This is a genomic window from Actinomadura monticuli, assembly GCF_041463655.1.
Classification (GTDB): Bacteria; Actinomycetota; Actinomycetes; order Streptosporangiales; family Streptosporangiaceae; genus Spirillospora; species Spirillospora monticuli.
In genome coordinates, this window is sequence record NZ_JAXCEI010000005.1 from 167,543 (window position 1) to 191,629 (window position 24,087).

Annotated in this window: 18 protein-coding genes; 13 read left to right on the forward strand and 5 right to left on the reverse strand. The window is 73.4% G+C overall.

The window, feature by feature from the left end:
• The first annotated feature begins 10 nt into the window (after positions 1-10).
• Genes SM611_RS12635 through ptsP form a run of 4 tightly spaced genes read left to right on the forward strand, consistent with a single transcriptional unit; the run spans position 11 to position 3,089 of the window.
• Positions 11-460 (forward strand): PTS sugar transporter subunit IIA, encoded by a 450-nt coding sequence (locus SM611_RS12635; RefSeq protein WP_371949681.1) that lies wholly within the window; start codon positions 11-13, stop codon positions 458-460.
• Positions 451-1,146, forward strand: coding sequence for an HAD family hydrolase (locus tag SM611_RS12640; protein ID WP_371949682.1), 696 nt, complete (start codon positions 451-453; stop codon positions 1,144-1,146). The genes SM611_RS12635 and SM611_RS12640 overlap by 10 nt, the downstream gene beginning before the upstream one ends.
• The gene (locus tag SM611_RS12645; RefSeq protein ID WP_371949683.1) at positions 1,143-1,415 is read left to right on the forward strand and encodes an HPr family phosphocarrier protein; all 273 of its coding nucleotides are present in this window, start codon (positions 1,143-1,145) and stop codon (positions 1,413-1,415) included. Before SM611_RS12640 ends, SM611_RS12645 begins: the two co-directional genes overlap by 4 nt.
• A 3-nt stretch (positions 1,416-1,418) precedes the next feature.
• Positions 1,419-3,089: a phosphoenolpyruvate--protein phosphotransferase gene (ptsP, locus tag SM611_RS12650; protein WP_371949684.1), complete on the forward strand. Its 1,671-nt coding sequence runs from the start codon at positions 1,419-1,421 to the stop codon at positions 3,087-3,089.
• A 20-nt stretch (positions 3,090-3,109) separates the two neighbouring features.
• Here ptsP and SM611_RS12655 read toward each other — a convergent pair whose 3' ends face one another.
• The 3 genes from SM611_RS12655 to SM611_RS12665 all read right to left on the reverse strand — a co-directional run bounded on the left by SM611_RS12655 (position 3,110) and on the right by SM611_RS12665 (position 6,944).
• Entirely contained in the window at positions 3,110-3,604 is a 495-nt protein-coding gene (locus tag SM611_RS12655; RefSeq protein WP_371949685.1) for a hypothetical protein, read from the reverse strand.
• 58 nt (positions 3,605-3,662) lie between these two features.
• On the reverse strand, positions 3,663-5,312 hold the full coding sequence (locus SM611_RS12660) for a glycoside hydrolase family 3 protein (RefSeq protein ID WP_371949686.1): 1,650 nt from the start codon (positions 5,310-5,312) through the stop codon (positions 3,663-3,665).
• Positions 5,313-5,630: 318 nt separating this feature from the next.
• Complete coding sequence (locus SM611_RS12665) at positions 5,631-6,944, reverse strand: N-acetylglucosamine kinase (RefSeq protein WP_371949687.1); 1,314 nt, start codon at positions 6,942-6,944, stop codon at positions 5,631-5,633.
• Positions 6,945-7,005: 61 nt separating this feature from the next.
• Here SM611_RS12665 and SM611_RS12670 point away from each other — a divergent pair, with 61 nt between their 5' ends.
• Positions 7,006-7,983: a MurR/RpiR family transcriptional regulator gene (locus SM611_RS12670; RefSeq protein WP_371949688.1), complete on the forward strand. Its 978-nt coding sequence runs from the start codon at positions 7,006-7,008 to the stop codon at positions 7,981-7,983.
• On the forward strand, positions 7,980-8,876 hold the full coding sequence (locus SM611_RS12675) for an N-acetylmuramic acid 6-phosphate etherase (protein WP_371949689.1): 897 nt from the start codon (positions 7,980-7,982) through the stop codon (positions 8,874-8,876). Before SM611_RS12670 ends, SM611_RS12675 begins: the two co-directional genes overlap by 4 nt.
• Before the next feature lie 323 nt (positions 8,877-9,199).
• On the opposite strand, the gene SM611_RS12680 is transcribed toward SM611_RS12675, so the two are convergent.
• Positions 9,200-10,396 (reverse strand): acyl-CoA dehydrogenase family protein, encoded by a 1,197-nt coding sequence (locus SM611_RS12680; RefSeq protein WP_371949690.1) that lies wholly within the window; start codon positions 10,394-10,396, stop codon positions 9,200-9,202.
• Between the two features lie 60 nt (positions 10,397-10,456).
• On the opposite strand from SM611_RS12680, the gene SM611_RS12685 reads away from it, so the two are divergent.
• From SM611_RS12685 to SM611_RS12705, 5 genes are all read left to right on the forward strand, one after another.
• A complete protein-coding gene (locus SM611_RS12685; RefSeq protein ID WP_371949691.1) occupies positions 10,457-11,104 on the forward strand; it encodes an HAD family hydrolase in 648 nt (215 codons plus the stop codon).
• A gap of 24 nt (positions 11,105-11,128) precedes the next feature.
• Positions 11,129-11,686: a DUF6912 family protein gene (locus SM611_RS12690; protein ID WP_371949692.1), complete on the forward strand. Its 558-nt coding sequence runs from the start codon at positions 11,129-11,131 to the stop codon at positions 11,684-11,686.
• Positions 11,687-11,777: 91 nt separating this feature from the next.
• Positions 11,778-13,409, forward strand: coding sequence for an L-glutamate gamma-semialdehyde dehydrogenase (pruA, locus tag SM611_RS12695; RefSeq protein WP_371949693.1), 1,632 nt, complete (start codon positions 11,778-11,780; stop codon positions 13,407-13,409).
• Positions 13,410-13,521: 112 nt separating this feature from the next.
• Positions 13,522-14,232 (forward strand): HAD family hydrolase, encoded by a 711-nt coding sequence (locus tag SM611_RS12700; protein WP_371949694.1) that lies wholly within the window; start codon positions 13,522-13,524, stop codon positions 14,230-14,232.
• Positions 14,233-14,462: 230 nt separating this feature from the next.
• The gene (locus tag SM611_RS12705; RefSeq protein WP_371949695.1) at positions 14,463-16,418 is read left to right on the forward strand and encodes an acetoacetate--CoA ligase; all 1,956 of its coding nucleotides are present in this window, start codon (positions 14,463-14,465) and stop codon (positions 16,416-16,418) included.
• 2 nt (positions 16,419-16,420) lie between these two features.
• Here SM611_RS12705 and SM611_RS12710 read toward each other — a convergent pair whose 3' ends face one another.
• The gene (locus tag SM611_RS12710; protein WP_371949696.1) at positions 16,421-17,077 is read right to left on the reverse strand and encodes a Uma2 family endonuclease; all 657 of its coding nucleotides are present in this window, start codon (positions 17,075-17,077) and stop codon (positions 16,421-16,423) included.
• Positions 17,078-17,370: 293 nt separating this feature from the next.
• Between SM611_RS12710 and SM611_RS12715 the strand changes: the two genes are divergently transcribed.
• Positions 17,371-19,038, forward strand: coding sequence for a serine/threonine-protein kinase (locus SM611_RS12715; RefSeq protein ID WP_371949697.1), 1,668 nt, complete (start codon positions 17,371-17,373; stop codon positions 19,036-19,038).
• A gap of 179 nt (positions 19,039-19,217) precedes the next feature.
• A complete protein-coding gene (locus SM611_RS12720; RefSeq protein ID WP_371949698.1) occupies positions 19,218-24,059 on the forward strand; it encodes an NAD-glutamate dehydrogenase in 4,842 nt (1,613 codons plus the stop codon).
• Positions 24,060-24,087: the final 28 nt, after the last annotated feature.

The following is a 24,087-nucleotide window of genomic DNA, read 5'->3' on the forward strand; positions in this document are numbered from 1 at the left end:
AAGGCCCCCAATGACCCGAGTACTGTCCCCGGTCACCGGCCGGGTCGTCGGCCTCGCCGGCGTCCCGGACCCGGTCTTCGCCCAGGCCATGGTCGGCCCGGGCACGGCGGTCGACCCCGAGCGCGGCCCCGGCCACGCCATCGCCCCCGTCACCGGAAAGATCGTCAAACTGCACCCGCACGCCTACGTCGTGGTGGACGCCGAGGGCCACGGCGTCCTCGTCCACCTCGGCATCGACACCGTCAAGCTGAAGGGCGAGGGGTTCGACCTGCTCGCCGCCGAGGGTGACGAGGTCGCGGCCGGGCAGCCGGTCGTCGGCTGGAACCCGGCCGTGATCGAGGCGGGCGGCCGCTCGCCGGTCTGCGCGGTCGTCGCGCTGGACGCCGGCGCCGACGCGCTGTCGGACGTGGTGGAGTCGGGCGAGGTGACGAAGGGGGCCGAGCTCTTCACATGGCGGTGATCGGGCTCGGCGCGGCGGTGTTCGACCTCGACGGCACCCTCGTCGACACCGAGCCGCGCAACCGCGTGATGTGGTCCCGGCTGTTCGACGCGCACGGGGTGGTCCACGACGAGGCGCTGATCGCCTCGTTCGCGGGGCGGCGCGGGCAGGAGGTGCTGCGCGACGTCGCGCACCTGTTCCCCGGCCGGACGGTCGAGGAGCTGTTCGAGCAGGCGCTGTCCTACGAGTGGCTGCCAGGGATGCCGGCGGTGGCGCCCGTCCCCGGCGCGGTCGACCTCGTCCGGGCGCTGGCCGACGCGGGCGTGCCGCTCGCGGTGGTGACGTCGGGCCAGCGCCCGTACGCCGAGCGGCTGCTGGCCGAGCTGGGCGTCCGCGACCTGCTCGACCTGGTGGTGACCGGCGGGGACGTCGTCACCGGCAAGCCCCATCCGGAGGGGTACCTGGCCGCCGCGCGCGACCTGGACGTCCCGCCGGCGGAGGCGGTCGGGTTCGAGGACGCCCCGGCGGGCGTCGCGGCCGTGAAGTCCGCGGGCATGACCTGCGTGGGCGTCATCACCACGCAGCCGGCGGGCGCGCTCGCCGGGGCCGACCACGTGGTGGCCGATTTTCAGAAGGTGGACGTCGTCCCCGGTCCGGCCCTGCGGGTGCCGGGCCTCGGGACAGGACTGAGTGGGAGTGTGCGGTGACCGAGCGCAACGTCAAGATCGAGTCCAGGGTGGGGCTGCACGCGCGGCCGGCCGCGCTGTTCGTCCAGACCGCGGCCAAGGCCCCGATGGACGTGACGGTGGCCAAGCGCGGCAGCGCCCCGGTGAACGCCAAGAGCATCCTCGCGGTGCTCGGCCTGGACGCCCGGCACGGGGAGGAGATCGTCCTGTCCGCCGACGGCGAGGGCGCCGACGCGCTGCTCGACGATCTGCAGAAGCTGCTGTCCACGCCGGAGCCCGAGGGGGTCTGAGCGGTGCCGGACGTATTGCGGGGCGCGGGGGTCAGCCCGGGGGTCGGCGCCGGGCCGGTGCGGAAGCTCGCCGGGGACGTGCCGGAGCCGCCCGCCGGTGACCGGCACGGCGGCGACGCCGCCGCCGAACGCGACGCCGCGCTGGCCGCGCTGGAGGCCGTCGCCGCCGACCTGGAGGAGCGCGGGGAGCGCGCCGCGGCGGCCGGCAACCCCGACGGCCGGGACGTGCTGGACGCGCAGGCGCTGATGGCCCGCGACCCGGGCCTCGCCGACGGCGTCCGCGCCAAGGTCGACGAGGGCGTCGCGGCGGCCCGCGCCGTGTTCGAGGCGTTCGGCGTCTACCGGGAGATGCTCGCCGGGGCGGGCGAGTACCTGGCCGCCCGGGTCGCCGACCTGGACGACATCCGCGACCGCGCGGTCGCCCGGCTGCTCGGCCTGCCGGTGCCGGGCGTCCCGGAGTCGGACGAGCCGTTCGTGCTCGTCGCCCGCGACCTCGCACCGGCGGACACGGCCGTCCTCGACCCGGCGAAGGTCGTCGCGTTCGTGACCGAGGAGGGCGGGCCGACCAGCCACACCGCGATCATCGCCCGGACGATGGGCGTGCCCGCCGTCGTGGCGCTGCCGGGCGCGGCGTCGCTCGCCGACGGGACCCGCGTCCTCGTCGACGGCGCCGCCGGGACCGTGCGCCTCGACCCGTCCGGCGAGGACGTGGCGGCGGCGCGGGCGGCGGCCGCGGCCCGCGCGTCCGCGCTGGCCGAGGTCACCGGGCCGGGCGCCACCGCGGACGGGCACGCGGTCCCGCTGCTGGCCAACATCGGCGGGCCGAAGGACCTGGAGGGCGCGCTGGCGAACGGCGCCGAGGGCGTCGGCCTCTACCGCACCGAGTTCCTGTTCCTGGACCGCGCGACCCCGCCGTCCGACGCGGAGCAGGAGGCGGCGTACCGGACGGTGCTGGAGGCGTTCCCGGCGGGCCGCGTGGTCGTCCGGACGCTCGACGCCGGCGCCGACAAGCCGCTCGCGTTCCTGCCCGCGCCCGGCGACGAGCCGAACCCGGCGCTCGGCGAGCGCGGCGTGCGGATGTCGTTCCGGCACCCGGACGTGCTGTCCGCGCAGCTCGCCGCCCTCGCCCGCGCCGCCGCCGGCCTGACCGCCGAGCTGCGGGTCATGGCGCCGATGGTGACGGACGCCGGGGAGGCGGCCTGGTTCGCGGAGCGGTGCCGGGACGCGGGCATCGAGCATCCCGGCGTCATGATCGAGGTGCCCGCCGCCGCGCTCCGCGCCCGGGACGTCGCGGGCGAGGTGGAGTTCTTCAGCATCGGCACCAACGACCTGACGCAGTACGCGTGCGCGGCCGACCGGCAGGTCGGCGGGCTCGCCCGCCTCCAGGACCCGTGGCAGCCCGCCGTCCTGGACCTGGTCGCCCCCGCGGCCGGCGCGGGCGTCCCGTGCGGCGTCTGCGGCGAGGCGGCCGCCGACCCGGCGCTGGCGTGCGTGCTGGTCGGCCTGGGGGTGACGTCGCTGTCGATGAGCGCCCCGTCCCTGCCGCTGGTGCGGGCCGCCCTGGCCCGGCACACCCTGGAGCAGTGCCGCGCGGCGGCACGGGCGGCGCGCGAGGCCCGGACGGCCGAGCAGGCCCGCGACGCGGCGCGCGCCCACCTGCCCGCCCTCCCCTGACCACGCTGCAACGCGGTGGGTCAGGCGGTGATCTGCCAGTAGGTGCCGGTCTTGCGGAGGGTGTAGGTCGCCGCTAGGAGGCCGCCGGGGCGGGCGGGCTCGGCCTTCCAGTCCAGGTCCTCGAAGCGGACCGTGTAGGCGCCCTGGCCCGGCCCCGGCTCGCACAGCGGTACGGTCACGCCGCGCAGCGCCAGGAGGTCCTGCGGCCGCAGCCTCGCGCGGGCCTGCGCGAACCCGGTGCGGCACGCGGCGGGCCCGCCGAACGCCTTTCGCTGGTAGGCGGGCGTCAGGTAGGCGCAGACCCGGGCGTTCCCCACCGCGACGCCGCGCAGGTACTTGTAGAGCGCCAGCCGCGCGGGGAAGCTCTCGGCTCCGGACGTCGCCGCCGTGTCGACCACCTGAGAGTCGCCGGGCTCGGGGGTGAGCGGCGGCATCGTGACCTCGTCCTTCCCGCCGCAGGCGCTCAGCAGCGGCAGCACGGCCAGGACGGCGACGAGAAAAGGACGGACGGGCACGGAGACCTCCCGGGGGGAAGAAGGCGGCCCGATCCTCCCAGGAAGCGGCCCGCCGCCGCTACCGGTACCCCGATCCGTAGCCGACCTGACGCCCGCCGGCGGGCACCGGGAGCCGGCCCACCGGACGCACCGCGCCGCTCAGCACCCCGGCCAGCGCGTCGACGGACACCGCGCCGGCGGAGTACGTGGCGAGCGCCGCCGCCGCGCCGCCCGCCGCGTCGAGGTCGTAGGGGCGGCCGAGCGCCGCGACGACCACGGGTTTCGGGCCGAGGGCCCGGACCCGCGCGGCGGTCGCCCGCCCCGCGTTCTCGGTGGTCAGCACGATGACGTCCGCGGAGCCCGCGGCGGTGGTCGCGACGCCCCGGCGGCGCAGCGCCGCCTGGAGCCGGGCCGCGCCCGGCCCGGACACGGCGACCTTCCTGCCCTTGAGCGGCAGCACGCCGCCCTTGTTGCGGACGAGGGTGACCGCGTGCTCGGCGACCCGCCGGGCGGCGGCCCGGTGCTCGGCGGTGCCGATCGCCGCCCTCGCCTTCGCCGGGTCGACGGCCGTCCCCTGGAACAGGCCGCGCCGCTGCTTGAGCGCCAGGATCCGGATGACCGACTCGTCCAGCCGCTTCTCGCTGATCTTCCCGGACCGGACGGCCTTCAGCACCGCGTTGTAGGCGCGCGGCAGGCTCGGCGGCATCAGCAGCTGGTCGGCGCCCGCGGCGATCGCCCGGACGGGCACGACCGCGTCGCCGTACTTCTCCCGCACGCCCGCCATCTCCAGCGAGTCGGTCGAGATGACGCCCCGGTAGCCGAGCTCGTCGCGCAGCAGCCCGGTCAGCACGGTCTTCGACAGCGTGGACGGATCGCCCGACCGGTCGAGCTTCGGGACGACGATGTGCGCGGTCATGACGACGTCCACGCCCGCCGCGATCGCCGCCCTGAACGGAGGCGCGTCCAGCCGCTCCCACTCCGCCCGGGAATGCCTGATCACCGGCAGGCCGGTGTGGCTGTCGGTCGCGGTGTCGCCGTGCCCGGGGAAGTGCTTGGCGGTGGCGGCGACCCCGGCGTCCTGGTAGCCGGCGACCGCGCCGGTCACCATCGTGGACGCGAGCGCCGGGTCGGACCCGAACGAGCGCAGCCCGATCACCGGGTTGCGCGGGTTCACGTTGACGTCGGCGTCCGGCGCGTAGTCGAGGTTGATGCCGACCGCGTGCAGCTCGGTGCCGGTGACGCGGGCGGCGGCGCGGGCGTCCGCCGGGTTCCGGGTCGCGCCGAGCGCCATGTTGCCGGGGAAGCGGGTGATGAACGGGGTGCGCGACACGATGCCCTGCTCCTCGTCCACGCCGAGGAGCAGCGGGATCTTCGCGGCCTTCTGCAGCGCGTTCGACTGCGCGGCCGTCCCGGCCGGGGAGCCGAAGTTCTCCGGGAAGTAGATCAGCCCGCCGACGTGGTACTTGCGGACCTTCGCGAGCCCGTCGGCGCGGCTGGAGAACCGCGGGACGAACAGCTGCCCGACCTTCTCCCGCACGCTCATCTTCGCGACCCGGGCGGGGATCCACGCGTCCGGCGCGGTCGTCGGCGCGGACGGCGACCCCGAGGGCGCGCCGGACCCGGCGGACGGCGTCCGCCCGCCCTCGCCGCTCCCGCCGCCACCGCAGCCCGCGACCCCGCAGGCGAGCAGGGCCGCCGCCGCGAGCGCGAGGGGACGTGAAAAACGCACCTGACCAGGCCCCCCGACGTGGTCTCGGTTCCTCGGTCGCATCGGACGCCCGCGACGCTAGCCGTTCCCCGTCCCGCTGTCGACTCGATCAGCGGGGCCGCGCCGGGCACGGGCGCCACGGCAGCGGTCTGGCGGCTCTGCCGCCACCCTGGTCACAGGGTGATCACGATGGACCCCGGACTCGCACGGAGACTGCGGATCGTGTGGGGTCCATCGCGATGAACCGGACGGCCACGATGCCGTCCATCCGCCGGCCGGCCGGGTCGGGGAGCAGCCGGACCGGGGCCGGGTGGCCTTCCGCCGCGCGGGCGGGACGGCTCAGCCGGGCAGGGGGTGGCCGAGGCGGCGCAGCGCCATCCCGGCCGCGCCGACGGCTCCGTCGCCGGCGGAGCGCGGCGCCTCGGCGAAGCGGTCGCGCAGCCCGGTGCGGACGGCCTCGGCGACGGGGCCTTCACGGAGCACCGAGCCGTGCATGACGACCGGTGCGCGGGGGTCGGACAGGGCCGGGCGCACGGCGTCGACGTCGCGCAGCAGCCACTGCGCGGCCTCGTCGGTGATGCGCCTGGCCACGGGATCGCCGGCGGCCGCGGCGGCGGCGACCACCGGGCCGAGGCGGCCGAGGGCCGCGGGCGGGCGGCCGTACACCTCCTTGATGATCGCCTGGGCGAGCCGGGGGTTGGGCGGGACCCCGGGCGGCTCGGGGGGCCCCGGCTCGGGGCGCCCGGGCGCACCGGGGGCCGCCGGGTGTCCCGGCGGCCCCAGCGAGCCGGGCGGCCCGGTATGCCCCGGGTGGCCCGGCGGGCCGTGCGGCCCCGGGGGTCCGGTGCCGTGCTGCTGATGCGGGACGGACGGGGGACAGGGGGCTTGGGGGGCCAGCAGGGCGGTGCCCGTGCCTCCCCCGCCGGGGTGCGCCCCTCCGGAGCCGAGCGACGCGGCATGCGGCAGCACGGAGACGCCGGGCTGAGCCTGCGGCGCCAGGGAGGCGCCGGCCATGGCCAGCGCTCTCGGGCGGGGAGGCCGACGCCGTTCACCGTCGATCTCCGCGACCACCGTGGGGCCGAGCAGCGCTCGGGGGACCGCGTCGGTGAGCAGGGTCGGAGAGCCGCGGCCGTCGTAGGCGGCGAGCGCCGCGCGGACGGCCTCCTTCCCGAGCCACACCGCCGAACCCTCGTCCCCGACGAGCCAGCCGTAGCCGTCCGCGCGCTGCACGATCGTCCCGTCGCTGATGACCGCCGCGCCGGCGCCCGTGCCGGAGAACACAACGATGCCCCTGGGCTCGCTGGTTCCGGCGGCGAACGCCACCGCGATATCGGTCACCACCGCGGGCGAGCCGCGCAGGCCGACGGCCTGCCAGGCCTGCCGCGCCGCCGTGACGGCGGCGGGCCGCCCGGCGGAGCCGGCACCGGCGATGCCGAACACGCCGGTGAGGATGTGGGTTCGGTCCAGGTCCCCGAGCGCCTCCCGCAGGGCGCTGGTCAGCGCTCCCGCGGTGTCGCCTCCGGAGTTGGGGTTGGCCCCCGGGCCGGTGCCGGAACCGGCCAGGGCACCCCCTAGCGTCAGCACGACGCAGCGGGTCTTCGTGCCACCCGCGTCGATACCGACCACGTAAGGACCGGCCAAATGGGTCAACACATGGCGACCGTAGCCTTTTCTACCGTTGACGTGACATCCTGTGCGTAAGAAAATTTCCTCCATGAGGAAACCCATCGGCCCTGACCAGGGCCCCGAGCGGGGGATCACGGGGGAGCGCGGAGCACCACCGGATTCGGCGGCGTCCGGAAGGGACGCGACGCCGCTGAGCACCGTGGTGCGGGTCCGCTCGCTGCTCCCCTCGCTGCCCCCCGCCGAACGACGAGTGGCGCAGCGCGTCATCGACGACCCCGAGGGGGTCGCCAACTCCACCATCACCGAACTCGCCCAGAACTGCGGCACGTCCGAGACGACCGTCATCAGGTTCTGCCGCGCGATCGGGTTCCACGGGTACCCGGAGCTGCGGCTCACCCTCGCGACCGAGGCCGGGCGCGCGCAGAGCGCCTCCGGCGGCCGGGTCATCGGCAGCGACATCAGCCCCGACGACTCCCTGGAGCAGATCGTCGAGAAGGTCACCTTCGCCGACGCCAGGGCCGTCGAGGAGACCGCGGCGCAGCTCGACATCAAGATGCTCGAACAGGTCGTCGACGCCGTCGTCGCCGCCGACCGGGTCGACGTCTACGGCGTCGGCGCCAGCGCGTTCGTCGCGGCCGACTTCCAGCAGAAACTGCACCGCATCGGCCGGGTCTGCTCGGCCTGGGCGGACGCGCACATCATGCTGACCAGCGCCGCCGTCCTCGGGAACGGCGACGTGGCGATCGGCATCTCGCACACCGGCGCGACGGTCGAGACCATCGACGCGCTGGAGGTCGCGAAGACCAGGGGCGCCACGACGGTGGCACTCACCAACTTCCCCAAGTCCCCGATAGCGGAGGCGGCCGACCTGATCCTGACGACGGCCGCCCGGGAGACGACGTTCCGCTCCGGCGCCACCGCCAGCCGGCTGGCGCAGCTCACGGTGGTCGACTGCGTCTTCGTCGGAGTGGCGCAGCGCACCTACGGGCCGACCCGCAAGGCCCTGGAAGCCACGTTCGAGGCGGTCCGCGGACGGACCGTGCGACCCGACCGGAGGCGTCGGTGATCGATTGCGAGCTCCCCACCGAGGGCCGGAACCCGCGGACCCTCGACGTCGACACGCTGCCGACCATGGAGGTGCTGCGCCTGATCAACTCCGAGGACGCGACCGTGCCGACGGTCGTGGCCTCCGTCCTGCCCGAGGTCGCCCGGCTGGTGGACCTCGCGGTGGAGTCCCTGCGCGGGGGCGGCCGCGTGCACTACTTCGGCGCCGGGACGTCCGGCCGGCTCGCGGTGATCGACGCCGCCGAGCTGCCCCCGACGTTCGGGATCTGGGGCCGGGTCGTCGCGCACCACGCCGGCGGGCCGGGCGCGCTGTCCAAGGCGGTCGGCGACGTCGAGGACGACGCCGACCTCGGCCGCCGGGACGCCCGCGACGTCCGGCCGGGCGACGTCGCCGTCGGCATCGCGGCGAGCGGCCGCACCCCGTACGTGGTGGGGGCGCTGCGCGCCGCCGCCGCGGCGGGGGCCCGCACGGCGCTGATCAGCTGCAACCCGCACACCCCCTACGGGGACGAGGTGGAGGTGCACATCGGACTCGCCACCGGGCCCGAGGTGATCAGCGGGTCGACCCGGATGAAGGCGGGCACGGCGACCAAGCTCGTGCTCAACTCCTTCTCCACCACGCTGATGATCAGGATGGGGCGCACCTACTCCAACCTGATGGTCAGCGTGAACGCGCTGAACGCCAAGCTGCGCGCCCGGCTGGTGCGCATCCTCACCGAGGCGACGGGCATGGACGCCCGCACCTGCGAGAACGCGCTCACCGAGGCGGGGGGGAACACCCGCGTCGCGCTGGTCTCGCTACTCGGCGAGGTGCCCGCGGCACGGGCGACGACGGTGCTGGAGGAGGCGGACGGCGGCGTCCGCGAAGCCCTCCAACGGCTCCGCTCGGCCTGACGCCGGACCGGCCGGGGCCGCGAGCCCGAGCCGGGCAGTCCGGGCCGACCGGGCTGACCGGGCCGGCGGGGGACGGGGAAGGACGAACGGGGCGAGAGGACCGGGGACCGGCGGGCACGGGACCGGCGGACCGGGGGAGACGGACCGGCGAGGGAGACGCCGGCCGGGCGGGGATTCCGTGATCATGCGATCGTCCCCCGACGGATCGCATGATCACGGACGAGCCGCCGGTGCGGGCGCCGCGCCCGCACCGGCACGTCCCCGGCGCCGGCTCACTTCCCGTGCCGGCTCACTTCCCGTGCCGGCTCACTTCTCGTATCGGCTCACTTCTCGTAGCGGCGCAGTTCCTGGCGGGCGACGGTGCGCACGTGCACCTCGTCCGGGCCGTCGAAGATCCGCATGGCGCGCACCCAGGCGTACATCGCGGCGAGCGGCGTGTCGTCGCAGACCCCGGCGCCGCCGTGCACCTGGATCGCGCGGTCGAGCACCTCGTGGGTGATGCGCGGCACGACCACCTTGATCGCGGCGATCTCGGACCGCGCGCCCTTCGACCCGTGCCTGTCGATCAGCCAGGCCGTCTTCAGGGTGAGGAGCCGCGCCTGCTCGATCGCCATCCGCGACTCGGCGATCTGCTGGCGCACCACGCCCTGCTTGGCGAGGGGCCCGCCGAACGCGACCCGGTCGACGGCGCGGCGGCACATCAGCTCCAGCGCCCGCTCCGCCATGCCGAGCGCCCGCATGGCGTGGTGGATGCGGCCGGGGCCGAGCCGCGCCTGCGCGATCATGAAGCCGTCGCCCTCGCCGGCGATCAGGTTGGACACCGGCACCCGGACGTCCTCGAACACGATCTCCGAGTGGCCGTGCTGGTCCTGGTAGCCGAAGACCGGCAGATGCCGGACGATCGTGAGGCCGGGGGCGTCGCGGGGGACGAGCACCTGCGACTGCTGCCGGTGGGCGGGCCCGTCCGGGTCCGTCTTGCCCATCACGACGAAGATCTTGCAGCGCTCGTCGGCGGCGCCGGTGATGAACCACTTGCGGCCGTTGATCACGTACTCGTCGCCGTCCCGGACGATCGACGTCGTGATGTTGGTGGCGTCGGAGCTCGCCACCTCCGGCTCGGTCATCGCGAACGCGCTGCGGATCTCGCCGTTCAGCAGCGGCTCCAGCCACTGGCGCTTCTGCTCGTCCGTCCCGAACATGTGCAGGACTTCCATGTTCCCGGTGTCGGGGGCGGCGCAGTTCACCGCCTCCGGGGCGAGGTCGGGCGAGCGCCCGGTCAGCTCGGCGAGCGTCGCGTACTCCAGGTTCGTCAGCCCGGACACGTCCGGCAGGAACAGGTTCCACAGGCCGCGCCCGCGCGCCTCGGCCTTCAGCTCCTCGACGACCGGCGGCAGCGCGTGCGGGTCGTTCTCCGCGCGCCAGGCCGCGTACACCGGCTCCGCCGGATAGACGAACTCGTCCATGAACTCCTGGAGGCGTTCCTGGTAGTCGCGTGCCTTCGGGCTGAGTTCGAAGTCCATGGCGGCATTCTGGCAGAACGTGATTCGGTCATCGGGGGCGGGATCGCCTACCATCGGCCCGTGCCCTCCGAACGACCGGTCAAAGCCGTCATCACCGACTGGGGCGGCGTTCTCACGTCCCCCCTCGCCGACGCCATCGCCGTCTGGCTCGCCGCCGACCGCATCGACGCCGAGCACTACAAGAACGTCATGCGCGCCTGGGTGAAGCAGGCCTACGACGGCTCCGGGACGAACCCCATCCACGGCCTGGAGGACGGCTCCCTCGCCGCGCACGAGTTCGAGCGCCTGCTCGCCGCCGAGCTGCTGACCGTGGACGGCGGCCCCGTCGAGGCCGCCGGGCTCATCGCCCGCATGTTCGGCGCGTTCGCCCCCGTCGAGCCGATGTACGACGCGCTCCGCGCGGCCCGCGCCGCCGGGACCCGCACCGCGCTGCTGTCCAACTCGTGGGGCAACGAGTACCCGCGCGACCTGTTCGCCGAGCTCTTCGACGCCGTCGTGATCTCCGCCGAGGTCGGGATGCGCAAGCCCGACGAGCGGATCTTCCGGCACGCCCTGGACCTGCTCGGCCTGGACGCCGCCGAATGCGTCTTCATCGACGACATCGAGCACAACATCCGCGCCGCCGAGGCCCTCGGCATCCGCGGCATCCACCACACCGACCCCGACGACACCATCGCCGAGCTGCGCGGCCTCGACCTCCTGCCCTGACGGTCTGGCAGACTGCTGCTCGCTATGCGCGTCTACCTGCCGTCCACGCTCACGCTCCTCGCCGGCGTCCACGCCGCCCGGGAGATCGGGCCCGCGCCGCTCGCCGCCCACGCCGTCACGCCCGCGCTCCGCGAGTGGTACGCGGGCGGAGACCTGGAGGAGCTGGAGTACGCGGCGCTGTCCGCCGCCGCCCGCGCCTCGCTCCGGCTGCTCGCCGCCGACCCGTCCGCCCCGCGCCGCCGGGTCGTGCTGGCCGCCGAGGTGCCGGACGCCGCGGTCGCCTGGGCCCCCGGCGACACCGGCCCTGCCGTCCGAGGGGGGACGACCCCCCACGCCCGGAGCGCCTTCGGGGGTGGCAACGGCGACCGCGCCCTGGTCGAGCTGTCCGCCGCCGTCCCGTGGAAGAAGATCGCCTCCGGCCATGTGGACGACCCGGACGCCGTCCCCGACGTCACCGCGGCCGCCCTCGCCCTCGCCGCCGCCGACGCGGGCGACGACGACGCCCGCTTCACCGTCGACGGCGCCGAGGGCCACGAACTCCTCTGGTACGCCACCCAGGAGCTCCCGCATCTCCTTGACTGACCGGCGGGGCCACGCGCGTATTTCGTCCGCTCGCTGACGGGTAGGTCCCCCGGCGTATCGACAACGCCGTCGGATCGCAGGGAGCCGTCAGATGGACGCCGTCACCAACGTGCCGGTACCGGCGAACGAGCCGGTGAAGGGGTATGCGCCGGGCAGTGCCGAGCGGGCCGCGCTGGAAGCCCGCATCAAGGAGCTCGGCGGAACGCAGACAGAGCTGACCATGACGATCGCCGGTGAGCAGCGCATGGGCGCGGGCACGCCGATCGACGTCGTGGAGCCGCACGACCACGCGCACGTCCTCGGCCGGATGGGCGACGCCACCGAGCCGGACGTGACCGAGGCCGTCGTCGCCGCGCGCGAGGCGGCCCCGGCGTGGCGGGCCATGGCGTTCGAGGACCGCGCCGCGATCTTCCTGCGCGCCGCCGAGCTGCTCGCCGGGCCGTGGCGGGCCACGCTGAACGCCGCGACGATCCTCGGCCAGTCCAAGTCGGTGCAGCAGGCCGAGATCGACGCCGCCTGCGAGCTGATCGACTTCTGGCGCTTCAACGTCGGGTACGCGCAGCGGATCCAGGAGCAGCAGCCGCTGTCGCCGCCGGGCGTGTGGAACCGGCTGGAGTACCGGCCGCTGGAGGGGTTCGTCCTCGCCATCACCCCGTTCAACTTCACCGCGATCGCCGGGAACCTGCCGACCGCGCCCGCGCTGATGGGCAACGTCGTCGTGTGGAAGCCGTCCCCGACCCAGCAGCTCGCCGCGCACTTCACGATGCGCCTGCTGGAGGCCGCCGGGCTGCCGCCCGGCGTCATCAACATGGTGACCGGCGAGGGGAGGGCCGTCTCCAACGTGGCGCTGCGCCACCCCGACCTCGCCGGCCTGCACTTCACCGGCTCCGTCGCCACGTTCCGGAACCTGTGGCGGACGATCGGCGAGAACATCGCCGGCTACAGGGGCTACCCGCGCATCGTGGGCGAGACGGGCGGCAAGGACTTCGTCGTCGCGCACCCGTCCGCCGATCCGGCCGTGCTGAAGACGGCGCTCGTCCGCGGCGCCTTCGAGTACCAGGGGCAGAAGTGCTCCGCCGCGTCCCGCGCCTACATCCCGCGCTCCATCTGGGACGGCATGCGCGACGAGTTCTGCGCCGAGGCCGAGTCCCTCACCATGGGCGACGTCGCCGACGACCTGTCGCTGTTCATGGGCGCGGTCATCGACGAACGCGCCTTCGCCAAGCACCGCGCCGCCATCGAACGCGCCCGCGGCATCGACTCCATGAAGGTCCTCACCGGCGGCGAGCTGGACGACTCGCGCGGATACTTCGTCCGCCCCACGGTCCTGGAGTCCGCCGACCCGGCCGACGAGATCTTCACCCGCGAGTACTTCGGCCCGATCCTCGGCGTGCACGTCTACGACGACGGCGACTACGACGCCGTCCTCACCCAGATGGAGGGCGTCTCCGAGTACGGCCTCACCGGCGCGATCATCGCCGACGACCGCGCGGCCGTCGCCGCGGCCACCGACAGGCTCCGCTTCGCGGCCGGGAACTTCTACATCAACGACAAGCCGACCGGGTCGATCGTCGGGCAGCAGCCGTTCGGGGGCGCCCGCGCGTCCGGCACCAACGACAAGGCGGGCTCCGTCTTCAACCTCACCCGCTGGACGAGCGCCCGCTCCATCAAGGAGACGTTCGTCCCGCCCACCGACCACCGCTACCCGCACATGGGACCGTAGCCCCGCGGACGGTTGCGGTGGGAGCGCGGAGGCCGGACGATAAGCTCGCTGACCGCCGCGGGCGCCGGGAACGGCGCCCGCCCACGCTCCTCCTACCGCGCATGGGAACGGGATGTCGACGCTGAACCGTCTGGTGCTGTGGAACATCGATCACACGCTGGTCGACGTCGGGCGGGTCACCCGGGACGCCTACGCCGAGGCGTTCCAGCGGACCATCGGACGGCCGCTCGTCCGGCTCGCCCCCACCCCCGGCCGCACCGAGTCCGAGATCATCTTCGAGACCCTCGCGTTCAACGACGTCGTCACCACCGACGACCACCTGCCCGCGTTCTTCGACGCGCTCGCGGAGGCGTTCGCGTCCCGCCGCGACGACCTGCGCGCCCACGGCCGGGTGCTGGCGGGCGCGGGCGAGGCCGTCGAGGCGCTCGCCCACGTCCCCGGCGTCGTGCAGTCCGTGCTGACCGGCTCGATCCAGCCGAACGCGATGCTGAAGGTCCGCGAGCTGGGCCTCGCGGACCGCCTCGACCTGGGCGCGGGCGGCTACGAGAACGGCGTCTACAGCAAGGCCGCCCTCCTCGAACTGGCCCGCACCCGCGCCGGCGAGCGGCACGGGGCGGCCTATCCCGACGCCGCGACGGTCTACGTCGCCGACTCGCCGCGGGACGTGCAGGCCGCCCACATCGCCAGGTCCCCGATCATCGCCGTCGCCACCGGCAGCGCCACCGAGGCCGAGCTCCGCGCGGCCGGGGCCGAGGTCGTCCTCGGGACCCTCGCCGACACCGACGCCGTCGTCGCCGCCGTCGCCGACCTGACCCGCATCTAGCCGCGTCCCCGCCCGGGGCCTACTCGCGAGTACGGAGGGTGTGGCGGGGCGGGATGCGCCGACCTGGCATTGTGTGGGGCTCCAGGATTGTCCGCGCGCATGCCCTGACCTGGGATGGGACGGGGTTCGCGCGGGCAAGGGGCGGGCGGGTCCGGCAGGTTGCGCGCTGTGCGGGCCGGGCCGATATTGGGATGGCCGCGCGCCGTCGCGCGGCGGGGAGGGGAATGACGATGGCCGGTGGGGTGTCCGAGGGTTCGGCGCTGTGGGAGCCGTCGGAGGGGGTCGTCGCCGACGCGCGGGTGACCCGTTTCGTTCACTGGCTGTGGGAGCGCGGCGTCCGGGCGGAGTCCTACGACGACCTCTGGCGCTGGTCGGTGACGGAGGTCGACGCGTTCTGGGACGCGGTCTGGTCGTACTTCCAGGTCGTCGGCGAGCGCGGTGACGGCCCCGTCCGGACGGGCGGCCCCATGCCGGTGGACGGCCTGAAGTGGTTCCCCGGCGCGACCGTCAACTACGCCGCCAACGCGCTGCGGCGGGCCGGGGAGACGCCCGACGAGACCGCGGTGATCTTCCGGTCGGAGGCCGGCGGGCACCGAGTGCTGACCTACCGGGAACTGGCGCTGCACGTGGCGGAGGTCCGCGCGGGCCTCGCCGCCCTGGGCGTCGGCAGGGGAGACCGGGTCGCCGCCTACGTCCCGAACATCCCCGAGGCGCTGATCTGCTTCCTGGCGACGGCGTCGCTCGGCGCGATCTGGTCCTCGTGCTCGCCCGACTTCGGGTCGTCCTCGGTGATCGACCGGTTCGCGCAGATCGAGCCGAAGGTCCTCATCGCCGTGGACGGCTACGCCTACAACGGCAAGCGGTTCGACCGGCAGGAGGTCGTCGGGGAGATCGAGGCCGCGCTGCCGAGCCTGGCCGCCACGGTCCTGATCCCCTACCTCGACCCCGCCGCGACCCCGGACGGCCTCCGCGTCGGCATGCACTACGGCGACCTGCCCCGCCCCGGCTCCGACACGCTGGAGTTCGAGGACGTCCCGTTCGACCATCCGCTGTGGGTGGTCTACTCGTCCGGCACGACGGGCCTGCCCAAGCCGATCGTGCACGGGCACGGCGGCGTGGTGCTCGAACACCTCAAGGCCCTGTCGTTCCACCAGGACCTCGGCCCGGGGGACGTGTTCTTCTGGTTCACCACCACCGGCTGGATGATGTGGAACTACCTCATCAGCGGCCTCCTGGTGGGCTCCACCATCGTCATGTACGACGGCGCCCCGCTCGACCTGTGGTCGCTGGCCGCCGACAGCGGCGTCACCTACATGGGCGTCGGCGCGCCCTACATCACCGCTTCGGCGAAGGAGGGCCGCCGCCCCGGAGAGGAGCACGACCTGTCCGGCCTGCGCGGCATCGGCTCCACCGGCTCGCCGCTGCCGCCCGAGGGCTTCGCGTGGGTGTACGAGGCCGTCGGCAAGGACCTGCTGCTCGGCTCGTTCTCCGGAGGCACCGACATCTGCACCGGCTTCGTCGGCCCCTCGCCCCTGCTGCCGCTGCGCGCCGGCGTGATCCAATGCCGCGGGCTGGGCGCGAAGGTCGAGGCGTTCGGCGAGGACGGCACGCCGGTCATCGGCGAGGTCGGCGAACTCGTCATCACCGAGCCGATGCCCTCGATGCCCGTCTTCTTCTGGAACGACGAGGGCGGTGACCGCTACCGCGACTCCTACTTCGACATGTACCCGGGCGTGTGGCGGCACGGCGACTGGATCAAGATCCTGCCGGACGGCGGCTGCGTCATCTACGGACGCTCCGACTCCACCCTGAACCGCGGCGGCGTCCGCATGGGCACGTCCGACTTCTACCGGGTCGTCGAGGCGTTCGACGAGATCGCCGACAGCCTCGTCATCGACACGGGCCGCCTCGGGCAGGAGGGCCGGCTGCTCCTCTACGTCCAGCTCGCCGAGGGCGCGTCGCTGACCGACGAGCTGGTGGCCGGCCTGCGGCGGGAGATCCGCTCCGCGCTGTCGCCCCGGCACGTCCCGGACGAGATCACCGCCGTGCCCGGCATCCCGCGGACGCTGTCCGGCAAGAAGCTGGAGGTCCCCGTCCGCAAGATCCTCCAGGGCACCCCGGTCGACAAGGCCGCCAACCGCGACTCCATGGCCAATCCCGAGGTGCTCACGCACTTCACCCCGTAGGTCTACTCCGCCCAGGGCTTCCAGCGCTCGGTGTCGATGGCGAAACCGAGCGGCTCTGGGAGCTTGATCGTCTCGCCGAACTTCCAGGTGTGGAGCGGCTCGTACGTACCCGCCTGGACGTCCGGCTCGCCGTAGAGCGTCACACCGGCCGCGCGGGAGTCACGGTCGACCAGCAGGTAGAAGGGTATGCCGGACCGGGCGTAGTCGCTCCACTTGGTGCCGCTGGCCCGGACGAGCCGAGGGGGGCGGTCGCAGCTCGCGTTGGACGGTGAGGTGATCTCGACGACCGCTTCGACCTCGTGGGGTAGCAACTGCCTGCGGTCGTTGTCCCATAGCTGTGCGGCCGCCGCCTTGTCCATGATGATGAGGTCGGGAACGCAGCCGTCCTTGACCGGAATGAGATTGAGCTCGGTCGTCTGCACGGCCGCCCAGCGAAACTCCGGATGGTCCCGTTCCGCCTGGTATACGGCGTGGTCGATGGCACTCGCCACCAGGTTGTGCGGAATGGACGGACTGGGGGACACGACGATCTCTCCTCCGACGACCTCGACCCGGCTGCCGTCGTTCGGGAGGTTGATCTCGCCGGCGAGTTCACCCCTCACCCAGAGGGCGTATGGGGTGTCCGACAGCGTGTAATGCACTACGGCTGCGACTGCCATGACACTGAGCTCCCTGTTGATGACGGATGGTGACATCGTACGGGTGGAGGCGCCCTAGTTTACCGAGAACGCGTGATCCCGGCGGGAAGCGGCGGGTGGGAGGCGGCAGGCCGGTTCGTTTCGCTTGGGTGACATCCTGCTCGGTCGTGCCGCTGTCGTAAGCGACGCCGTTAGGGTGGGTATCCCGTTGGATCGGGTGAACCTTCCTCGGGGGGCAGGCGTCACACAGTCGGAGGGGTGATCCGGGCCCGGGACCACGCGGCCCGTCGATCCAGAGAGGGACGGTTCCACGCATGGAGGTTGGGGCGCTACGGTCCGGAGACCCGGATCGGCTGGGGTCGTACGCCCTGATCGGACGGGTGGGCGAGGGCGGCCAGGGGACGGTCTTCCTCGGTGCGGCCGAGGACGGCCGGCAGGTCGCGATCAAGCTGCTGCACGCCGAGCTGACGTCCGACGACAAGGCGCGCGCCCGTTTCCTGCGCGAGCTGGAGACCGCCAAGCAGGTCGCGCCGTTCTGCACGGCGCAGGTGATCGACGCCGACGCGACCGGCGACCGGCCCTACATCGTCAGCGAGTACGTGCGCGGCCCGTCGCTGAACCAGCAGGTCCTGGACGAGGGGCCGCTCGGCGGCGCGGCGCTGGACCGGCTCGCGGTCGGCACCGCGACGGCGCTCGCCGCGATCCACCAGGCGAAGATCGTGCACCGCGACTTCAAGCCGCACAACGTGCTGATCGGCCCGGACGGCCCGCGCGTCATCGACTTCGGCGTCGCCCGCGCGATCAGCGCCGGCACGACGCTGACCAGCCGGGTGATCGGCACCCCGTCCTACATGGCGCCGGAGCAGATCAGCGGCGACGAGGTCGGCACGCCCGCGGACGTGTTCTGCTGGGCGGCCACGCTGGTGTTCGCGGCGACCGGGGAGCCGCCGTTCGGTCAGGACACCATCCCCGCCGTGATCAACCGGATCCTGCACGAGGAGCCCGACCTCGGCGAGCTCGACGGGCCGCTGCGCGAGCTGGTCCTGGACTGCCTGGAGAAGGACCCGGAGCTGCGGCCCGGCGCGCGGCAGGTGCTGATGCGGCTGCTCGGGCACGAGGAGGTCGCGCACCCGCGGCGTCCCGCCGCGGCCGTCCGGTCCGGCGCCCCCGACGAGACCGCGATGCTCGCGGCCGGGTCCGTGCGGGCCGCCGAGGCCGGCGACGAGGACTTCGCGCCCGTCGCCGCCTCCTTCGACGACGCCCCGTCCTTCGATGCCGCCCCCTCCTTCGACGACGCCTCGTCCTTCGATGACGCCCCCTCCTTCGATGACGCCCCGTCCTTCGACGACGCCCCGTCCTTCGGCGACGACGGCCTCCGCGACGGCGTGTTCCATGAGGAGCAGGCGCCGGCCGCCTTCCACGGCGCGGACGCGCCCGACCGCACCGGCCCGGTCGGTGACGGCTGGGCCGCCGGCAGCACGCTGCCCCCCGACCTCGTCGTGGTCGGGGAGCCCGGCGCGCGCGGCCGGCTGCGGGGCATCCTCGCCGGGTCGGGACGTTCCGCCGTGCTGGCCGGGGCCGCCGCCCTGTTCGTCGCGATCGTGGTGGTCTCGTCCGTGCTCGTCCTCGGCGCCGGCGACAAGGGCAAGGCCGGCCAGAAGGTCAGCGACCCGAGCGCGCCGCCCGCCTCGACCGACGTCGTGCCGAGTTCGGAGCGGCCGACGCAGCAGCGGCCCGTCCAGCGGTCGACGACGCCGTACCACTCGCAGTCCCCGTCCGAGAGCCCGTCGCCGTCCGACAGTCCCGCGCCGTCCGACAGCCCCGCCCCGTCCGGTACGCCGACCAAGCCGACGCCCACGAAGACGACCGACAAGCCCAGCGACCCGCCGACCGACCCCGAGACCCCGCCGACCGACCCGGAGACCCCGCCGACCGACCCGGGCGGAGAGGGTACCGGCGCGGGCGGCCAGAGCGGCGCCTGACGTCCTCGTTCGGGCGCTCCGGCATGGGAACCGGCGCGCGGGCCGGGCTGCCTGGCAGGGTGGCATAGGCCACGTTGACCTTGCTGCAGAGCAGGTCGGCTTTGCGGCGATTCCTGGCTACGCTCGTGCAGTGAGCGGCGCCACAACGAGGTGGCGAAGGGTCTCAAGGGGAGTTGTTGATGAGCGGCATGCTCGATCAAGCGAAGGACGACCTGCTCCGGCGGGCCGCTGAGACGTGCGCGCAGCGCCCGGGGGCGCGCGGCGGGGACGCGGAGGAGGTCTTCGACTACCTCGGCCTCTACTACCGGCAGGTCGCCCGCGAGGACCTCCTGGCGCGCGACCCGGCCGACATCTGCGGCCCGGCGATGGCGCACCGGTCGCTCGGCGAGGAGCGCCCCCAGGGGCGCGCGAAGGTGCGCGTCTACACGCCCACGCTGGAGGAGTACGGCTGGGACCCCGGCCACACGGTCGTGCAGGTCGTGACCGACGACATGCCGTTCCTCGTCGACTCGGTGACCATGGAGCTGAGCCGGCACCACCTGGCCACGCACCTGATCGTCCACCCGCTGCTCGGCGTGGACCGCGACGTCGCGGGCCACCTCAAGGCGTTCCGCCACAAGCTCGACAACGACAACGACGTCGACGAGTCGTGGATCCACATCGAGGTCGACCGCACCAGCGACCGGGCCGTCCTGGAGAAGCTGGAGAACGACCTCCTGCGCATCCTGCAGGACGTCCGGGTCGCCTTCGAGGACGAGTCCAAGATGCGCGCCCGCGCCGGCGAGATCGCCGTCGCGATCCAGGAGCGCCGCCCCCCGCTGCCGGACAAGGAGCTCGCCGAAGGCGTCGAGCTGCTCGACTGGCTGGCCGACGGGCACTTCACCTTCCTCGGCTACCGCGACTACACGCTGACCGACGACGACACCGCGCTGCGCCCCGAGCCGGGCACGGGCCTCGGCCTCCTGCGCAGCGACAAGCGCGAGTCCGACAGCTTCGCCGCGCTGCCGCCGGAGGTCCGCGAGCGGGCCACGGAGAAGCGCCTGCTGGTGCTGACGAAGGCGAACTCCCGCTCCACCGTCCACCGCCCCCTGTACCTCGACTACATCGGGGTGAAGAAGTTCGACGCGTCGGGCGAGGTCATCGGCGAGCGCCGCTTCCTCGGCCTGTTCACGCACGTCGCCTACAGCGAGTCGATCGCGCACGTGCCCGTCCTGAAGCGCAAGCTGGACGAGGTGCTGGAGCGCGCCGGGTTCACCCCCGACAGCTACGACGGCCAGGACCTCATCGAGGTGCTGGAGAGCTACCCGCGCGACGAGCTGTTCCAGATCTCCGTCGAGGACCTGCTGAAGATCTCCCTCGGCGTGCTGCGGCTGCGCGAGCGCCGCCAGCTGAAGCTGTTCCTCCGCAAGGACCTGTACGGGCGCTACATGTCGTGCATGGTCTACCTGCCGCGCGACCGCTACACCACCAAGGTGCGGCTGCGCATCCAGGACCTGCTCAAGCAGGCGTTCGAGGGCGTCAGCGTCGACTACAGCGCGAACGTGACCGAGTCGATGCTGGCCCGGCTGCACGTCGTCGTGCGCGGCGAGCGGGGCCGCCCGCTGCCGGACGTCGACGTCGACGAGCTGGAGGAGCGGCTCGCGAACGCCACCCGCTCCTGGGAGGACGACCTCGCCGACGCCGTCATCGAGCAGTGCGGCGAGGAACGTTCCGGGACCCTCGGCCGCGCGTTCGGGGAGGCGTTCCCCGAGGGCTACAAGGCCGACTTCCCGGCCCGCACCGCCGTCGCCGACCTGCGCCGCCTCGACGACCTTTCCGGGGACTCCGACACCTCGATCAACCTGTACGAGCCGTACAACGCCGAGCCGGGCGAGCGGCGGCTGAAGATCTACCGGCTGGGCGAGCCGATCTCCCTGTCCCGGGTCCTGCCGCTGCTGCAGAACATGGGCGTCGAGGTCATCGACGAGCGCCCGTACGAGATCCGCACGTCCGACGGCCGCCGGTTCTGGATCTACGACCTCGGGCTGCGCTACGTCCCGCCGGCGGACGTCGCCGAGGAGGCCATCAAGGACCTCTTTCAGGACGCGTTCATCGCCCTGTGGCGCGGCGAGATCGAGAACGACGGGTTCAACGCGCTCGTCCTGCACGTCGGGCTCAACTGGCGCGAGGCGATGATCCTGCGCGCCTACGCCCTGTACCTGCGGCAGACCGGCACCACCTTCTCCAAGCGGTACGTCGAGCAGGTGCTGCTGCGCAACGCCGCCATCACCCGGCTGATCGTCCGGCTGTGGGAGAGCCGCCTCGACCCGTCCCTGCAGGGCGGCGAGGAGGAGCGCAGCGCCGGCATCGCCGAGGAGCTCCAGGGCAAGCTCGACGAGGTCGCCAGCCTCGACGAGGACCGCATCCTGCGCGCCTACCTGTCACTCGTTCAGGCGACCTTGCGCACGAACCACTACCAGGGCAAGCCGTACCTGGCGATGAAGTTCGACCCCGAGCGCATCCCCGACCTGCCGCTGCCGCGGCCCACGTACGAGATCTTCGTGTACTCGCCGAAGGTCGAGGGCGTGCACCTGCGGTTCGGGTCGGTGGCGCGCGGCGGGCTGCGCTGGTCCGACCGCCGCGAGGACTTCCGCACCGAGATCCTGGGCCTCGTCAAGGCGCAGGCGGTGAAGAACACCGTGATCGTCCCGGCGGGCGCCAAGGGCGGCTTCGTCGGCAAGCAGCTCCCCGACCCGTCCGTCGACCGCGAGGCGTGGCAGAAGGCCGGCATCGCCTGCTACAAGGACTTCATCTCCGGCCTGCTCGACCTCACCGACAACCTCGTGGACGGCAAGGTCGTCCCGCCGCCGAACGTCGTCCGCCACGACGGCGACGACACCTACATGGTCGTCGCCGCCGACAAGGGCACCGCGACGTTCTCCGACATCGCCAACGGCGTCGCCGCCGACTACGGGTTCTGGCTCGGCGACGCGTTCGCGTCCGGCGGGTCCGTCGGCTATGACCACAAGGCGATGGGCATCACCGCCCGCGGCGCCTGGGAGTCGGTCAAGTACCACTTCCGCGCGCTGGGCAAGGACGTCCAGAGCGAGGACGTCACCGTCGTCGGCATCGGCGACATGTCCGGGGACGTGTTCGGCAACGGGATGCTGCTGTCGGAGCACATCCGGCTCGTCGCCGCGTTCGACCACCGGCACATCTTCGTCGACCCCGACCCGGACGCCGCCGCCTCGTTCGCCGAGCGCCGCCGCCTGTTCGACCTGCCGCGCAGCAGCTGGGCCGACTACGACACCTCGCTCATCTCCAAGGGCGGCGGGATCTTCCCCCGCACCGTCAAGTCGATCCAGGTCACCCCGCAGATGCGGGCCGCGCTCGGCATCGCGGACGGGGTGAAGGCGCTCACCCCGTACGAGCTGATCCGGGCCGTCCTCAAGGCGCCCGTCGACCTGTTGTGGAACGGCGGCATCGGCACCTACGTCAAGTCGTCCCTCGAGAACAACGCCGACGTCGGCGACAAGGCCAACGACCCCGTCCGGGTGGACGGCGCCGAGCTGCGCTGCAAGGTCGTCGGCGAGGGCGGCAACCTCGGCGTGACCCAGCTCGGCCGCATCGAGTTCGCGCGCGGCGGCGGCATCGTCAACACCGACTTCATCGACAACTCGGCGGGCGTCGACACGTCCGACCACGAGGTCAACATCAAGATCCTGCTCGACCAGGTCGTGCGGGACGGCGAGCTGACCGGCAAGCAGCGCGAGGGCCTGCTCTACGAGATGACCGACGAGGTCGGGCGGCTCGTCCTGCGCGACAACTATGCGCAGAACGTGGTGCTCGCCGCGGCCCGCGCGCAGGCGCCCGCCATGCTGCACGTCCACGCCCGGTACATGCGCAAGCTCGAACGCGACGGCCGGCTGAAGCGGCGCCTGGAGTTCCTCCCGGACGACAAGGCGCTCGCGGAGCGGCGGCATTCCGGGCTCGGCCTCACCGGCCCTGAGTTCTCCGTCCTGCTCGCCTACGCCAAGCTCGCGCTGGACGCCGAGATCGTCGTGTCCGACCTCGCGGACGACCCCTATCTGGAGTCGTGGCTGGTCGACTACTTCCCGACGCCGCTGCGCGAGCGGTTCCGCGACTACATGGACCGGCACCCCCTGCGCCGCGAGATCATCACCACCGCGGTGGTGAACGACGTGATCAACGCGAGCGGCTCCACGTTCGTGTTCCGGATGAACGAGGAGACGGGCGCGTCGTCGTCCGACATCGCCCGCGCCTACCTCGTTGCCCGCGACGTGTTCCAGATGCCCCGCTTCTGGGAGGCCGTCGAGGGCCTGTCCGGCCAGGTGGAGGAGTCCACGCAGGTCGCGATGCGGCTGGAGGCGCGCAAGCTGACCGAGCGCGCGTCCCGCTGGCTGCTGCACAACCGGCGGCCTCCGTTCGACATCCGGGAGAGCATCGACTTCTTCAGCGGCGGCGCGGAGACGCTCGGCGCGCACGTGTCCAAGCTGCTCGTCGGGCTGGACCTCGCCGCGTACGAGCAGCGCCGCGACGGCTTCGCCGATCTGGGCGTCCCGGAGGAACTGGCCGAGCAGTGCGCCGCGTTCGTCCCCGCCTACTCCACCTTCGACCTGGTCGGCGTCGCGCACGATACGGGACGTCCGGTGGAGGAGGTCGCCGAGGTGTACTTCGACCTCGCGGACCGGCTGCAGCTCTCCCGGCTGCGCGAACGCATCATCGCGCTGCCCCGCGACGACAAGTGGCGCTCGATGGCCCGCTCGGCGCTCCGCGACGACCTGTACGCCGCCCACGCGGCCCTCACCCGCGACGTCATGATCACCAGTGAGCCCGGCCGCCGGCCGGAGGAGCGGATGATCTTCTGGGCGGAGAAGAACAGGCCGGCCGTCCAGCGCGCCCAGCAGACGCTGAGCGAGATCTGGGAGAGCGACAGCTTCGACCTGGCGACCCTCTCGGTGGCCCTGGGCGCCATCCGCACCCTGGTGACGGCGAGTTCCCTCCCGTCCGCCGAGTCCTGACAAAGCGCGGTCCGGCGCCCGCCTCGTC